The organism is Streptacidiphilus sp. EB103A, from assembly GCF_041261405.1.
Lineage (GTDB): Bacteria > Actinomycetota > Actinomycetes > Streptomycetales > Streptomycetaceae > Streptacidiphilus.
The window spans coordinates 47,350-61,719 of the sequence record NZ_JBGCAQ010000015.1 but is presented as its reverse complement, the minus strand read 5'-3'; the positions used below and the strand labels follow the sequence as shown (position 1 = coordinate 61,719).

General features: G+C 69.0%; 9 protein-coding genes and 2 tRNA genes. 3 read left to right on the top strand and 8 right to left on the bottom strand.

Annotated features, from left to right (window positions below; genetic code table 11):
* Positions 1 to 252: 252 nt before the first annotated feature.
* Entirely contained in the window at positions 253 to 1,149 is an 897-nt protein-coding gene (gene htpX, locus ABH941_RS24400) for a zinc metalloprotease HtpX (RefSeq protein WP_370131602.1), read from the top strand.
* Positions 1,150 to 1,156: 7 nt separating this feature from the next.
* Here htpX and ABH941_RS24395 read toward each other — a convergent pair whose 3' ends face one another.
* Positions 1,157 to 1,837 carry a TetR/AcrR family transcriptional regulator gene (locus ABH941_RS24395; protein ID WP_370131601.1) on the bottom strand — a complete coding sequence of 227 codons (681 nt, stop codon included), beginning with the start codon at positions 1,835 to 1,837 and terminating at the stop codon, positions 1,157 to 1,159.
* Between the two features lie 65 nt (positions 1,838 to 1,902).
* Here ABH941_RS24395 and ABH941_RS24390 point away from each other — a divergent pair, with 65 nt between their 5' ends.
* Both ABH941_RS24390 and ABH941_RS24385 read left to right on the top strand, forming a co-directional pair.
* Positions 1,903 to 2,670 (top strand): MBL fold metallo-hydrolase, encoded by a 768-nt coding sequence (locus tag ABH941_RS24390; RefSeq protein WP_370131600.1) that lies wholly within the window; start codon positions 1,903 to 1,905, stop codon positions 2,668 to 2,670.
* A 52-nt stretch (positions 2,671 to 2,722) separates the two neighbouring features.
* Positions 2,723 to 3,277, top strand: a complete 555-nt coding sequence (locus ABH941_RS24385; protein WP_370131599.1) for a cupin domain-containing protein — start codon at positions 2,723 to 2,725, stop codon at positions 3,275 to 3,277.
* A 69-nt stretch (positions 3,278 to 3,346) separates the two neighbouring features.
* Here the strand turns inward: ABH941_RS24385 and ABH941_RS24380 are convergent, their stop codons facing one another.
* The 7 genes from ABH941_RS24380 to ABH941_RS24350 form a co-directional block, all read right to left on the bottom strand.
* Positions 3,347 to 3,631, bottom strand: coding sequence for a hypothetical protein (locus ABH941_RS24380; protein WP_370131598.1), 285 nt, complete (start codon positions 3,629 to 3,631; stop codon positions 3,347 to 3,349).
* Between the two features lie 335 nt (positions 3,632 to 3,966).
* Complete coding sequence (locus tag ABH941_RS24375; protein ID WP_370131597.1) at positions 3,967 to 7,227, bottom strand: N-acetylmuramoyl-L-alanine amidase; 3,261 nt, start codon at positions 7,225 to 7,227, stop codon at positions 3,967 to 3,969.
* 369 nt (positions 7,228 to 7,596) lie between these two features.
* The gene (locus tag ABH941_RS24370; RefSeq protein ID WP_370131596.1) at positions 7,597 to 8,079 is read right to left on the bottom strand and encodes a hypothetical protein; all 483 of its coding nucleotides are present in this window, start codon (positions 8,077 to 8,079) and stop codon (positions 7,597 to 7,599) included.
* A 535-nt stretch (positions 8,080 to 8,614) separates the two neighbouring features.
* Positions 8,615 to 8,703: transfer RNA gene (locus tag ABH941_RS24365), tRNA-Ser, on the bottom strand.
* A gap of 290 nt (positions 8,704 to 8,993) precedes the next feature.
* The gene (locus tag ABH941_RS24360; protein WP_370131595.1) at positions 8,994 to 11,555 is read right to left on the bottom strand and encodes a PKD domain-containing protein; all 2,562 of its coding nucleotides are present in this window, start codon (positions 11,553 to 11,555) and stop codon (positions 8,994 to 8,996) included.
* A gap of 798 nt (positions 11,556 to 12,353) precedes the next feature.
* A tRNA-Ser gene (locus tag ABH941_RS24355) sits at positions 12,354 to 12,442 on the bottom strand.
* 167 nt (positions 12,443 to 12,609) lie between these two features.
* A complete protein-coding gene (locus ABH941_RS24350) occupies positions 12,610 to 14,361 on the bottom strand; it encodes a S1C family serine protease (protein ID WP_370131594.1) in 1,752 nt (583 codons plus the stop codon).
* Positions 14,362 to 14,370: the final 9 nt, after the last annotated feature.

Genomic DNA, 14,370 nt, shown 5'->3' with positions numbered 1-14,370 from the left:
GCGCAGCGGACCGCCCAACCCTGCTGCCGCCCGATGACGGCCCAGTGAATGCGGCCTTTCGTACAGCCATGCACCTGACGACTCATCACTCGCACTCCCCGCAGAAAATCCCGTTGTCCCCTGTCCGGGCCGGGGGCACCGGGGTCATGCTGGAGGTGAGGCACCTGCCGGCACCCCCTGGGGAGACAGCGTCATGACCGTGCGGATTCTGCTCAAGCCCTCCGGACCGATCGCGGAACGGAGGTGAGTCCGGTGCGCTCGCGCTTCGACACCGACCGGCAGCTGACGGTACGCATGCTGACCGTGGTCTTCCTGCTGGGACTGCTGTACGTGGCCTTCGTCGCCGCACTCGTGGTGCTGCTGAAGTCCACCGTCCTGATCATCGTCATCGTCGCCGCGCTGCTCGCCGCCCAGTACTGGTACTCCGACCGCATCGTCCTGTTCGCCATGCACGCCCATGAGGTGACCCCCGAGCAGTCGCCGCAGCTGCACGGCGCCGTCGACCGGCTGTGCGCCCTGGCCGACATGCCGAAGCCGCGCATCGCCGTCTCCGACAGCGACCTGCCCAACGCCTTCGCCACCGGACGCGACGCCGACCACGCCGTGCTGTGCGTCACCAGCGGTCTGCTGCGCCGCCTGGAACCCGCCGAGCTCGACGGGGTGCTCGCCCACGAGCTCTCCCATGTCGCACACCGCGACGTCGCCGTGATCACCATCGCCTCCTTCCTGGGCGTGATCGCCGGACTGGTCGTCCGCTTCGCCCTCTACTCCGGCATCGGACGCCGACGGGACCAGAACACGGCGCTGATCTTCGCTGCGGTCATGGTGATCTCCACCACCGTGTACGCCTTGAGCTTCCTGCTGATCCGCGCCCTGTCCCGCTACCGCGAGCTGGCCGCCGACCGCAGCGCCGCCCAGCTCACCGGCAGGCCGTCCGCGCTCGCCTCCGCCCTGGTCAAGGTCGACGGCGAGATGGCCGGCATCCCCACCAAGGACCTCCGCACCGCGCAGAGCTTCAATGCTTTCTTCTTCACCCCCGCGTTCACCAAGGAACGCAGTCTGGGCAATCTCTTCTCGACCCACCCGAGCCTGCAGCAGCGCCTGGACGCCCTCGCGAAGATCTCCGCGACGATGGGGGAATCCGGCTGACCTGCCGCTACCCCTTCCGTGGCGACGGCGGGGGCGGGGGCGACGGGGGCGACGGGGGCAGCAGCGTGGCGGCGAGGGTGGCGGCCAGCCATTCCTCGTAGGTGTCGGCCGACCAGCCCCGTCCTGCCGTGAGCTGGGTGTACAACTGCGGGCCGGCCAGGGCCCACAGGGCGTCCGCCAGGCGGGCCGGATCCGCGTCCGGATCGAGCGCACCGGTCTCGGCGAGGTGGGCGACGAACGCGGTGACCCCGGTGATCCGTTCCCGCTCGCCGGTCTCCAGGACCTCCCCGACGTCCGGACCGGCCTGGGTCAGCAGGGTGAACAGCGCGGCCATCCGTTCATGGATTCCGCGCACGTATGCGGCGTAGAGCCGGAGCTTGGCGCGCGGCTCCCCGGTCCGCAGGATCTCGCGCATCTGGGGGCGGTCCGCCATCGGCACCGGTTCGTCGTCCCCGGCCAGCGTGATGTCCCACAGGTCCTTGACCATGCCCGGTTTGCCCCCGAACGTCTTGTACACCGTTTCCGGGGACACACCCGCCCGCTCGGCCACGGCTCGCACGGTCGTGGCGTGGTAGCCCTCCTGGAAGAGCAGCTCACGGCAGGCCGCCAGCACCGCGGCGCGGTTGCGGAGCGCGGCCTCGCGCCGGCGCCCGGAGTTGTAGGGCCGGCGTGGTGTCTCGTCCGCCATGGGCACACTCTCCAAATTTGGTACAGTCTACTGTATCGAATTCTGCTCGGCTGCCGGAGGTCCTCATGTCCCGTCCCGCGCCCACGCTGGTGGCACCCGGCGTCCACCGTCTCGGCGATCACGCTGTCAACTTCTACCTGATCGAGGACCGCGACGGTCTCATCCTGATCGACGCGGGGCTGCCCGCCCAACTGGAGCAGCTGCGCGGACTGCTGGCCGGCCTCGGCCGCTCCGTGACCGACGTCCGTGCCGTCCTGCTGACCCATGGCCACCTCGACCACACCGGCCTGGCCCACAGCCTCCAGGAGGCCGGAGCCGACATCTGGATCCACGATCGGGACGCCGGCATCCTTCGCGACGGCCCGCGGAGCGTGTCCCGTTACGCCAAGCCCGAGCGCTCGATGCTCCTCTACCTGCTGCGCAGGCCCTCCGCCCTCGCCCTCCCGCTCCAGCTGGCCCGCGGGGGAGCCTTCACCGCCCCCGCCGTCCAGGGCGCGCGGGTCTTCGACGCCGACCGGGTGCTGGAAGACGTCCCCGGCTCCCCGCAGGCCGTCGTGCTGCCCGGCCACACGCCCGGCAGCGCCGCGTACCTCTTCGCCGACCGCGGGCTGCTCTTCACCGGCGACGCCCTGGTCACCGCCGACGCGTTCTCCAGCCGCACCGGGCCCTCGATCGTGAGCCGCTGCTTCACCCACGACAGCAGGGCCGCTCTCGCCGCCCTGGACCGCCTCGACGAACTGAAGGCAGACCTGCTGCTGCCCGGCCACGGCGAACCCTTCGCCGACGGCGTCCGAACCGCCACCCAGCAGGCACGGCACCTCGGCGCGCGCTGACCTCCCACGCCGTGTCCATCACTTTCCACCCCCTGACTTCCAAGGAAACGACATGAGTTCTGCACCGCCGAACAGCGACGCGGAGACGCCGGACCACTACCGTCCGTGCGTCTCGCACGTCCCCGCCGGAAAGGGCGTGGTCAAGTGGATGTCCGGCGACGTCTACGAGATCAAGGCCACCGCCGAGTCCACCAACGGCGCACTGGGCTTCATCGACTGCTGGGTGCCCCCGGGCAACGGCCCGGTGGCGCATGTGCACAGGAGCGCCGACGAGGCCTTCTATCTCGTCTCGGGTGCGCTGGAATTCCTCAACGGCGACCGGACCTTCGTGGCGAGCGCCGGTGACTTTGTCTTCGTGCCCAGGGGCACCCGGCACCGGTTCCGGAACATCACCGACCAGGAGACCCACATGGTGGCCTTCTACACCCCCGGCGGAGGCGAGGCGCTGTTCCTGGAGGCCGGGGACGACCCCGTCCCCGGCGGGAGGCCCGAGTTCTGGCCGCCGGAGCGCGGCCTGGCACTGGCGGCGCTGCTCGGACGGAAGGACATCGACATGGAGGTGGTGCCCGAGCAGGCGGACTTCAACGGGCCGGCCGACGAGGCCTGAGCCGGGACGGGACCGGACGGGACACCCTCCATGCCGACCCGCCCGCGACACTCTGAGCACGCCCTGGTGCTACCTCCCCCGCGGATCGTTCTCCTCATACCAGCGCTCTTCCTCGCGTCGCCCTTCGTCGCTCACGGAGTACCTGAACATCCCGACCACCATGGCCAGGGCGAAGGCGGCGAAACCGAGCAGCAGGACCAGGGAGAGGATCGCGCTGACGATCCGTGTGATGGCACCCCAGAAGACGTAGGTGAAGCCCACGACCGTGGCCAGCTTGGCGATGAAGTGCCAGGGCTGCGGAATCCGGCTGTACGGCTTGGGGAGGCGTTTCAGCAGAGCTGAATAGCCCGTCATTACTCTGTCCGGCCGACCGGGCTTTGAGCTACGCGAACGTGACGTCATGAACTGCCTTCCTGAGCACCGCCGGAGGCGCCGACAAAGGTGCACCACCCGAGCGCTGACAGGCTATGGCGATGGCCGGGGGAGCACGGCGGAAGCACCCGGAGAGATCGACACGTCGCACTACTTGCTCATGAGGGGCGCCGGACACAGCGGCCCATGTCCGACTGGGACTGAATCTGTTCAAGGTCCGCCGGAATCGCCGCCGCGCTCCCTCCGGGCACGCCACAGCCCAAGGGGCGCGAGGAACCGCGCGACAAGCGGTTCCTCGCGCCCCTTGAGGGTGCGCGTCAGCCGGTGAAGTACCCGGTGAGGTCCGCCGCCAGGTTCACACTCCCTGCGGCGTTGTAGAAGACCACCTTCCCGCCCACCACCGGGACCACCACCAGGTTGGGGATGGTCTGCCCCGCACTGAAGTTGATGTTCGAAACCGCGGGCCGGCTGCTGCCGTAGGGGTAGACGTTCACATACCCGCCCGCTGTCGGGGCGATTGCCGTCACGTTCAGCACCACGGCCTTCGCGTTCAGCGGAACCCCGTTGCTGGCGCCCACCGTGAGGGTGACCGTGCCGCCTGCGGAGACGGCCCCGCTGCGCACACCGGTGCCGTTGCGGGTGTCCATCACCCGTACCGGCGTGGCCGGGTGGAACACCGCGCCGCTGTCCGACGTGTAGTAGCCGGCCACGTCGGCGAGCAGGTCGACCGAGCCGCTCTTGTTGTACAGCCGCACCTTGCCGTCCGAGCCCACCTTCACGGTGACCAGGTTGGCGATGGTCTCACCCGTCGTGAAATTGAGGTTGGAGACCGTCGGCAGGCTGGCGCCGTCGGGGTAGACCGCGACCCAACCGCCCGCCGAAGGCTTCACCGCCGTCACGTTCAGCACCACCGAGGAGACGTTGGCCGACGGAATCGACCCGTTGCCGGTGATCTGCAGCGCCACCGAGCCGCCCGCGGCGACCTTCGCCTGCGGCGCGCCGGTCCCGGAGCGCGTGTCCAGCAGCCGCTGCGGGCCGTAGCCGACGAAGTGGGAGCCGCTGCCGTCGGTGGTGTAGTAACCGGCCACGTCGGCGAGCAGGTCGACCGAGCCGCTCTTGTTGTACAGCCGCACCTTGCCGTCCGAACCGACCTTCACGGTGACCAGGTTGGATATGGTCACGCCCGCTGTGAAGTTGAGGTTGGAGACCCCGGGCAGGCTGGTGCCGTCGGGGTAGACCGCGACCCAGCCGGCCGCCGAAGGATTGACCGCCGTCACGTTCAGCACGACCGCGCTGACGTTGCCGGACGGAACCGGCCCGTTGCCGGTGATCTGCAGCGCCACCGAGCCGCCCGCGGCGACCTTCGCCTGCGGCGCGCCGGTCCCGGAGCGCGTGTCCAGCAGCCGCTGCGGGGTGACCGGCACGAACGTGCTGGTCGGCGGGGTCACCGGGTCGACCAGTTTCACGTCGGTGGACTTCACGAAGACGATCCGGTGGTTGTAGCGGATCGGGTAGTACTGCAGCGTCCCGGTGTAGTCCTTGCAGCCGCCGGCGGCGGTGCAGCTGCTGTAGCCGCTGTAGTAGGTGTTGGAGTCGTAGTAGTCGCCGGTGATCAGGTCGTTGGCGAGGTACGACTGGCCCGGCTGCAGGGTGTAGCTCAGCTGGGTCGGCTGGAAGCCCGAGCTCGGGTAGGCGGACGACTCGGGGAAGGCCACGCCCCAGGCGTGGATCGCGCTGGTACCGGCCGGGGTGACGAGCTTGGCGGTGGAGTACGTGTTGGCGTACGCCATGCTGCCGCCCGGATTGTAGAACCAGGCCTGCTGCCCGTCGTACCAGACCGCGGTCCAGCTGCCGGAGATCGCCGCCACCACGAAGGTCTGGCCGTAGACGGCCTTGTCGGTCCAGTCCGCCGCGTTCAGGCTGCCGGTGGTCCGGCTGTTGCTGGTGAACAGCGGGTCGGTGATCAGGCCGTACGAGGTGCCGGGCCCCTTGTAGAGGTAGACGAAGTTCGAGGGATGGCCGGGGCACGGGTTGGCGCTGCAGCCGTAGACGCTCGGCTCGTACGAGGTGGAGTACGGCGGCGCGATGGTCACCGTGCCGCCGACCACAGCCTGGTCGTTGCCGCTGAGCGGGGCGCCGAGCAGGGTGAAGTAGTAGCCCCAGTCCCAGTAGGTGCCCGGGTCCCAGTGCTGCGCCAGCACACCGGCGTCGTTGATGCCCGGCACCTCGTCGTGGCCGATGATGTGCTGACGGTCCAGCGGCACGCCGAAGCGGTTGGCCAGGTAGTTCACCAGAGCGGCGGAGGACTGGTACTCGGAGGGTGTGTACCAGTTGCCGTTGGTGGTGAGCGCCCAGCCCTCGTGCTCGATGCCGATCGAGTGGGTGTTGTAGGTCTTGTTGGCCGAGTGCCAGGCCATGTCGGAGGTCGGCACCATCTGGGTGACCGAGCCGTCCTGGCCGATCACGTAGTGGGCGCTGACGTACGAACTGGCGGACTGGAAGCCGGAGATGGCGGCGGCCTTGGTGCTCTCGGTGTCATGGACGACGATCGAGTCGATCCGCACGTCGCTCGGGCGGTTCGCCAGCGCGTAGTTGCCGTAGTCGGTCTGATCCGTGGTCGAATCCAGCTGGTACGCGGCCGGCGTGTAGGTGCAGCTGAGCGTGGACGGGCACTCGGTGGTGTAGCTGGCGGAGGTGGTGTACGCGGCCTGGGTGACCGTACCGGTGCCGGCGCTGTTGCTGTTGCTGTTGCTGGCGCCGGAGCCGGAGCCGGTGATCGAGGCGTCGGTGATGCCGGCGTCGGTGACCGTCCCGCTGGTCGAGACGGAGGGGTCGGCGGTCAGCGTCACCACCTGGCCGTCCGCGGTGCTGCGGCTCATGCCGGTGCGGATCACCTGGTAGACGCGGGTGGCGTACTGCTTGGCCGCGGCAGTGGAGCTCGCGTGCGAGAACTCGGCGACGGCTGAGAACCAGGCACTCGGGTCGGTCGGCAGCGAGCGGCCGTTCAGCTGCTTCTCGTACTCGGCCAGCAGGGCCGCGCCGCCGCGGATACTCTCGGCGGCACTGGTCTTCAGGTCGCCGGTCGAATGCCCGATCAGCTTGGCCGCGGCGTCCAGCGTGTGCAGCGCGGGCGAGGTGGTGTCCACGGCGGTGCTCGCGGGCAGGGTGAACCGGCGCACCGGGCGCTTCTTGCCGTCGCCGGCCGCGTCGGTCTCGCTGGTGCCCTCGTAACCGCCCTTGTTGCCGGTCGGCGTGGCCAGGTCGCTCTTGTCGACCTTGGTCAGGCCCATCACGTTGTAGTTGCCCGTGGTGCTCGACGCGCCCTCGTGGCTGTCCCACAGCGACTGCTCGTAGGAGAGGCCGAGCAGCACCTGTTCGGGCACGTGGAACTCCTGCGCCGCCGAGGCGAACTCGGCCTGCAGCCGGTTCGTCGACCCGGCGTCCTGCCCCGCCGCGCTGCTGCTCCCCAACGGCGACGCCTCCGCCACAGCCCCGGCCACCAGGCAGGCAGCGACGAGAGCCCCTGTCGCGCCCGGCCAGACCCGTGATCGTTTGCGGCCGTGCTGTCCCTTGACCATCACAACCCCTGATGCCCTTGAGCTCTATGTGCTTCGTGTGTGAAACGCCTGCAGACGCTATAGCAAGCCGAGCCGGAGGCATGCGAACGGCAGGCATTCCTGCAGGAAACCTCGGCAATCGTTGTGGAATCTTGATCGACTTCACTTCTCACACGCCCTCGCCGCCCCGCCGCCCCGGTCCGGGGCGCCCGGCCGCCGAGGGTGTCCCGGCAGACGGTCGGCCTGTGGCATGCAGGGCGGCTCGGGGCGTCGGGTTGCGCGGCGGCCGGCGCCGGCTCGGGATCCGGTTCCTGGGCGACCCGGCGCGACCGAGATCCGGGTCGCAGCGCCGATTCTCGTTCCTCCCCGGATCGCGGCTCCGGCGCCCCGTCAGCCCAGGGTCACCTTGTCGATCAACCCCTGCGCGTTCGTCGTGATGTTCAGCCTGTTCGGCACATAGTCGACGGAGACGGGGGTGTCCGGGCCAACGACGCGGGCGTTCTCCTGGGGCAGGTCCGAGGCGCTGATCTGGTCCGGCCCCACGGGCCGGCCGTTCTCGACGATGGTCTTGCCCACGAGCAGCCGCTGCCAGCAGTCGAGCGCCTTCTCCAACTGCGGCGACACCAGATGCGACGTGAGCGGGCAGGCCGGAGCCGACGAACGGAGCTCGTCCGCCCGCGCGACCTGTGCGTTCGGCGCGACGCCGACCATCATGACCGCGCTCACCCCAAAGGCGGCGCACGCCCGCAAAGCGCGCGACAGGAACTGCACGGGACGCGTCAGGTGCATCAGGATGTCTCCCTCGGTCAAGAGGATCGGGCCCTCATCCGATCTCCGGCCCATCAGACTCCAGGACAACAGGTAGCTGATCAACTACGTTCAGTTAAATTCATCCGCTTGATCAGACCACCGCGGCCGGGAAGAAAGGCGCTGCGCCGCCCGCCAGGACCCTCCGGGGCTGCACACTGCGCGTCACCGGCACGCCCGCGATCCACCGACACCTCACCCATCGCTCCCCGCACTCCATCGTGCTGAGCACCTCACCCTTCAACCGCCGCACCAACCCTCACCGAAAACGCCCAGTCACGGATCTGGCAGGACAGCGGGTAGCGCCGAGGCGAAGGGTGGTGGGAGCCTTCTCTCGAACCGGCCCAGATCAGTGACTGAACCGATGTCTCATCTGTGATGGCCGGTGGCCCCTCATGGATCTTCAGTCGCCGCGAGACCCTGCGGCCGACAGCCGGCGACGGCGAGACCCGGAGCGGCAACGCCGCCGAAATCTGGTCCACCGGTGGTCCACGAAAACTGGTCGACCATGGGACGGGGCGAACACACATGGGACAGAAAGCGAAAAGGGCGGGTATCGGAAAATCCCCGAGACCCGCCCCGGCCTGCGTGTTCTGACCTGCGGAGAGCGAGGGATTCGAACCCTCGGTCACGGTTCCCCGTGACGACAGTTTTCAAGACCGCAGGACAAACCAGACCCACACGCCCTCCCAGCTGCGGATATCAGCCCACTCAGCCACATTGTCGTGGCACCTGGTCCACAGCTGGTCCACTCCAGCTGGCACCACCTGGCACAACTTGACACCTACTCCCGCCGACCGAACTGTCCACCAAATCGGTCGGGGGCCAAACGAGCCCGGACCCGTTCCGCGTAAGCGTGCATCCGGAACTTCACTTCGGTGATCGGTTCCGTCGTGGGCAAGGTAGCCGCGGTGCGGTGAACTGGCGTGCAGGTCTGTGCCACCGGGGCTCGTATGACGCCGGTGGCACAGACTGTTGCTTCAGCTGTTCGAGAAGTAGCCGTAGACGTCCACGATGAGTTGTACCGTGCCCCTGTTGTTGGCGAAGGAGATCTCGCCTGCCCTGCCGGTTCCCGCGAAGGTGACGTTGGCGACCGTCTGATTCGCGTATTGCCAGTTGACGTTGGACGTGGTCGGCGGGGTAGCTCCCGCGGGATAGACGCGGAGGTAGCTGGGGGAGGTGCCGGCAGTCACCGTGTTGTTCACCACGACGGCGGTCACGTTTCCCAGGTCCGTGGTGGACGGGAAAGCGGCGGTCGGGCACACCACGTTCGCGGTCAGCACGCGGTTGGGCGCGAGGGCACCCTTGGCGCTGTTGCAGTCCACCGCGGGGTTCCCGCTGCGGGTGTCGATGTCGCGGTACGGGTCGGCGACGACGAAGCCACTGCCGCCGGCGGACTCGAAGTAGCCGACGACATCGACGATCAGATCGGTCTTGCCAGCGGCCGAATCGGCGAAGTCGATTTTGCCGTCCTGGCCCACCGGGATGATGGCGAAGTTGGACAGGGTCTGCCCAGGGCGGTAGTTGATGTTCGACGTGCCGGGTTCGGTCGTGCCGTCCGGGTATGCGGTGACCTGGCCGCTGCCGGTTGTCTGGGTCACCGTCAGGTTCACTGCGACCGCGGCGACCCCGGTGGTCGGGATGATGCCCTGGTCCGCGCCCGCGACGGTCAGCACGTCCGGCTGGACGGAGGTCAGCAGGCCGGTCGAGCCGCCGGTGCCGTTACGGGTGTCCATTACCCGTGCCGGGCTGATCGGCTGGTAGCCGTTGGTCGAGTCGGTCGCGAAGAAGCCGGCCAGGTCGGCGATCACCTCGACCGTGCCCGCGCCGGAGGTGTAGAGCGTGGCCGACATTGTCCCGTTGTTGTTCCATACCTGCGCGATCACCATCGCCGCGACGGTCTGGCCAGCCTTGTAGTTGAGGCTTGATGTGCCTCCGCTGACCCCGACGTAGCCGCTTCCGGTGGGGTCCGTGACGGTGACGTTGAGCGCGACCGCGTGGAGCCAGTTGCCGTGCGAGGCGGCGCTGGCGGGGAGGGGGAAGGTGACGGAGCCACCGGCCGGCACCGGCCGGGCGCCGGAGCCGGTGCCGTTGCGGGTGTCGAGTACGCGAACCGGTGCCTCCGCGGTGAAGTCGGCGCCGAGTGTAGTCACCGGGGCCGCAGCGCTGGTGTTCGTCGCGCCGGTCGAGTCGGTGACGGTGACGGTGACGGAGTACCCGCCCGAGTGCGTGTAGGTGTGCGTGGCCTGGCCGGTGGTGTTCACCAGTGGAGCGCTGCCGTCGCCGAAGTTGAAGGAGTAGCTCGTGATGGCGTTGAGTCCGTGGCTCTTGGTGGCGTCTGCCTTCACGCTCATGCTGCCGGTCGCGGTCGCGGTCACCAACGCGCCCAGCGGGTCCTGGTACTGGAACGAGCCACGCGAACAGTACGCGGGGGAGCCCGCTCCCGTCACCGGGTAGGAGGGGTCGTCGACGCAGGACTTCCCGTTGATGTCGGTGGCCTGCTCGCCGGGCGCCGCGGCGTTGGCCGCGTCGATGCCGACCGAGTCGTAGCCCAGCATGAGGACATTGCTGCCGACGTACACATCCGGGGTGGCGTTGATCTCGTGCGCGCCCTGCCCGCTGGCGCTGTGCAGTGCCACGGCCTTGGCGTAGGTGGCGGTACCCCACTGGTAGGAGGAGGACGAGGTGGGCTCGACCACGTTGTAGTCGAGGGTGGTGCCGGAGACGGAGCCGGTTCCGATCGCAATCGACGGGGTTCCGGTGCCGTAGAACCCGTTGAAGGACACGACGTTGTCCTCAACGGTCGAGTTCGGTGAGCTCCCGGTCAGCGAGATCGCGGTCGAGTAGCTCATCAGGAAGGTGTTGCCGGTGATCTCGGCGTTCGGTGTGCCCGCGACGGCGACAACGGTGCCGTAGTCGCCCCAGAAGGCGTTGTCGGCGATGGTGTCGTTCGAGCCGCCGGCGTCCACCTGAATGTAGGGGTGTCCGTTGGCGTTGAACTCACTCGCCCGCGTGACGGTCACGTAGCTGGAGTCGCCGGCGACGTGGATGTCGGGCGCCTGCTGGGGGTGGGAGGCAAGGTAGCCCACCCAGTCCATGAACTCGTCCACCGTGACGTGGTGCGAAGCGTTGATCAGCAGCGCGTCACTCGTCGCGAGTTCCGCGATGCGGAAGTTCTCGAGGTCGATGTAGCTCGAGTTCTCCACGTCGATCGCATGGGCGGGGCTCGATGTGCTACCCGCGTTGAGCGGGCTCTCGAGGACGATCGGCTGGCTGTAGTACGCGTTGCTGGGCACGATGCTCGACTCGAAGACGATCGGCGCGGCCGCGGTGCCCTGCGCGCTCAAGGTGAAGCCGGCGTATACGCCCGGCGTTACCAGAACCGTGTCGCCCGCGACTACAGTGTTCGCCGCAGCCTGCAGCGTGCAGAACGGTACGGCCTGCGTACCGGTGCCGCTTGCGGTGTCCGAGCAGCCCGAGCCGGACGCCCCGTCCACGAACAGCACTGGCCCGGACGGCGTGGGACGCGGCGTCCCGCTCACGGCAGTGCTGACCTGTGGGACGGCCGTCTGGCGGCCGTCGACAGTGCGAAAGGCGTTGGCCTCAGGCTTGGCGGCGGCAGAAAGCGGCGCCTTCGACGAGCCTGCTGACGCCGTGGGAGTTGCCGCCGAGGCCGTAGCCGACAAGGAGGCTGAGGCAGTCCGAGACGTCTTCGGGGCCGCGGACGAGGTCTGCGCGATCCCGGGTACCGCGCATGCTACGGCTAGCGCCACGGCTATCCCGCCGGACAATAGTCGATAACTCATCTGAACTACCCCTTACCGACAGGCACTCGTGAAGTCACGAGTGCGCGCGCATGTTACTACCCACCGCTGGACTCGATACGAACGGGGGCGCTGTGGAGGGGGATACAGTCGGTAAGCGGTCGGAGCCAGCTGAAATGGGGCCGACCATCCCGCCACGAGACCGCGAGATCTGGCCGCCCGGCGACTGGGTCGAAGGCCCGTCGAGAGCACGACTCCACTGACGGATCGTCGATGGAGGTAGGTCTTGTTGTCAGTTCATGAGGCAAAACCCTGTCCGTGCCGAGAGCCCGGCACCCACGCCGTTCTGCAGATGACGGCACGACAGCCGCCCCAACTGTTCCCGTCACCGGGTGGTAACAGGCGGTGACCCGCGGACACGTCCGAGGATGCGGCGCCAAGCAGCCGATCTGGTCCACGCCTGGTCCACAGAGAGCTGCCCCGGGCCTTCAGAATCGAATAGGCGTACGTTAAGAATCGAAAACAGCCAGCGTCGACAAACTTCGACACTGGCTCTGACCTGCACTTCTCTACCTGCGGAGAGCGAGGGATTCGAACCCTCGGTCACGGTTCCCCGTGACGACAGTTTTCAAGACTGTTCCCTTAGGCCGCTCGGGCAGCTCTCCTTGCGCGGGTGGGCAGCACGAAGGGGGGCGAGCCCCCCGGGTGGTTGTCCGCGCTCAGGGATCTTCTCATGTTCGGGGGTGTGCTCGGGCAGCAATAGCCCCGTACGGCGGAGGTGCTGGTTGCCGTACGGGGCCGGGTGGGGCCGGAGGGTGTCGGGTCGGGCGGGTTACTGGTCGCCGGTGCGGGAGCCGAGGGTGACGCTGGTGGTGTGGCTCTGGCCGTTGCGGGTGTAGGTGACGGTGACGACGTCGCCCGGGTGGTGCGACCAGATCTCGCTGACCAGGGTCGGACCGCTGTCGATCTGGACGCCGTCGAGCGAGGTGATGATGTCGCCCGCCTTGAGGCCGGCCTTGTCGGCGGGGCCGCCGGCGGTGACCGGGGCGCTGCCCTGGACCGCGGAGGAGGCGATCTTCGCGCCCTCGCCGGTGTAGGAGTCGTCGCGGAGGATGCCGATGATCGGGTAGACCGGGGTACCGGTCTTGATCAGCTGGTCCGCGACCCACTTGGCCTGGTTGATCGGGATGGCGAAGCCCAGGCCGATGCTGCCGGACTGGGTGCCGGTCGTCGTGCTGCTGCCGGTCGACTGGATCGCCGAGTCGATGCCGATGACCTGGCCCGAGGCGTTCATCAGCGGGCCTCCGGAGTTGCCCGGGTTGATCGACGCGTCGGTCTGCAGCGCGTTCATGTAGGAGGTCTGCGCGCCGGTCGAGTCGCCGGAGGCGACCGGGCGGTTCTTGGCGCTGACGATGCCGGAGGTGACGGTGCCCGAGAGGCCGAAGGGCGCGCCGATCGCGATGGTGGTGTCGCCCACCGCCACCTGGTCGGAGTTGCCGAGCGCCAGCGGCACCAGCGGCTTCTTCGGGGTCCCGGTCAGCTTGATCACCGCGACGTCGTAGCCGGAGGCGCGGCCCACGATGGTGGCCGGGTAGCTGCTGCCGTCGGAGAACTTCACCGACAGCTTGCCGCCGTTCTCCGAAGGCGCCACGACGTGGTTGTTCGTCAGGATGTGGCCCTGGGTGTCGTAGACGAAGCCCGTGCCGGTGCCCGACTCCTGCGAGTTGCTGGCCGAGATGGTCACCACGCTGGGCAGCGCCTTGGCGGCGACTCCGGCGATGCTCTCGGGGGCGCGGCTGAGCGCCTTGGGGTCCACGCTGCTGGTGACCGTGGTGGAACCGTTGGAGCTGTCGTTGTTCTCGATCGCGGCGCCGATCCCGCCGCCGATGCCGCCCGCGATGATCGCGGTGATCGCCAGCAGGGCGAGCAGCGCGCCGCGGCGCTTCTTGCGGGGCGGAACGGGCTGGCCGTAGCCGCCGTAGAAGGGCATGCCGGGCTGGCCGCCGTACGGGGGCTGACCGCCCTGCGGGGCGCCGTAGGCCGGGTCGAACGGGGGCTGGACCGAGGTCGCCTCGGCGCCGGGGACGGGGGCTCCCAGCGGTGGCGCGGTCGGGACCGGCGGCGCGGCCGGGTGGGACTGCTTCTGGAACGCTGCCTCCGTGAACGCGGCCTCCGGGTGCACAGCCTCCGGGTACGCCGCCTCCGAGTACACCGCGCCGTCGGGAGCAGAGGCCACCGGGGCCGGGGGTACCGGGGGTGCCACGGGGTCCGCTATGGGCGGCTGCGGCGGGGCCGGGGCCGGCGGCGGGAAGTCCGCGAGCGTGGGGTCGGCCGGCGGCTCGACCGAGCCGTACGGGAGTACGGCCGTGGCTTCAGGCTGCGAAGCCTGGGGCGGAGCGGGCTGGACCGCCGGGGCAGACTGGGCCGCCTGGGCCGCCTGGGCCGCCTGCACGACGGTGTCGTCCGCAGCGGGAGCAGCTGCGGGCGCTGCGTCGCGCGGCACCCCGTTCGACTGCGCGTCGAGGGAGGGTTCCACCGGTTCCCCACCGGTGGGGACAGCCCCACCCTCGTGCTCGGTGCTCACGAATGACCT

Bases quoted from the DNA above. Each gene is read 5' to 3' on its own strand.
- ABH941_RS24385 (WP_370131599.1), top strand. From the start codon at position 2,723: ATGAGTTCTGCACCGCCGAACAGCGACGCGGAGACGCCGGACCACTAC.
- ABH941_RS24375 (WP_370131597.1), bottom strand. From the start codon at position 7,227: ATGGTCAAGGGACAGCACGGCCGCAAACGATCACGGGTCTGGCCGGGC.
- ABH941_RS24390 (WP_370131600.1), top strand. From the start codon at position 1,903: ATGTCCCGTCCCGCGCCCACGCTGGTGGCACCCGGCGTCCACCGTCTC.
- ABH941_RS24380 (WP_370131598.1), bottom strand. From the start codon at position 3,631: ATGACGGGCTATTCAGCTCTGCTGAAACGCCTCCCCAAGCCGTACAGC.
- ABH941_RS24395 (WP_370131601.1), bottom strand. From the start codon at position 1,837: ATGGCGGACGAGACACCACGCCGGCCCTACAACTCCGGGCGCCGGCGC.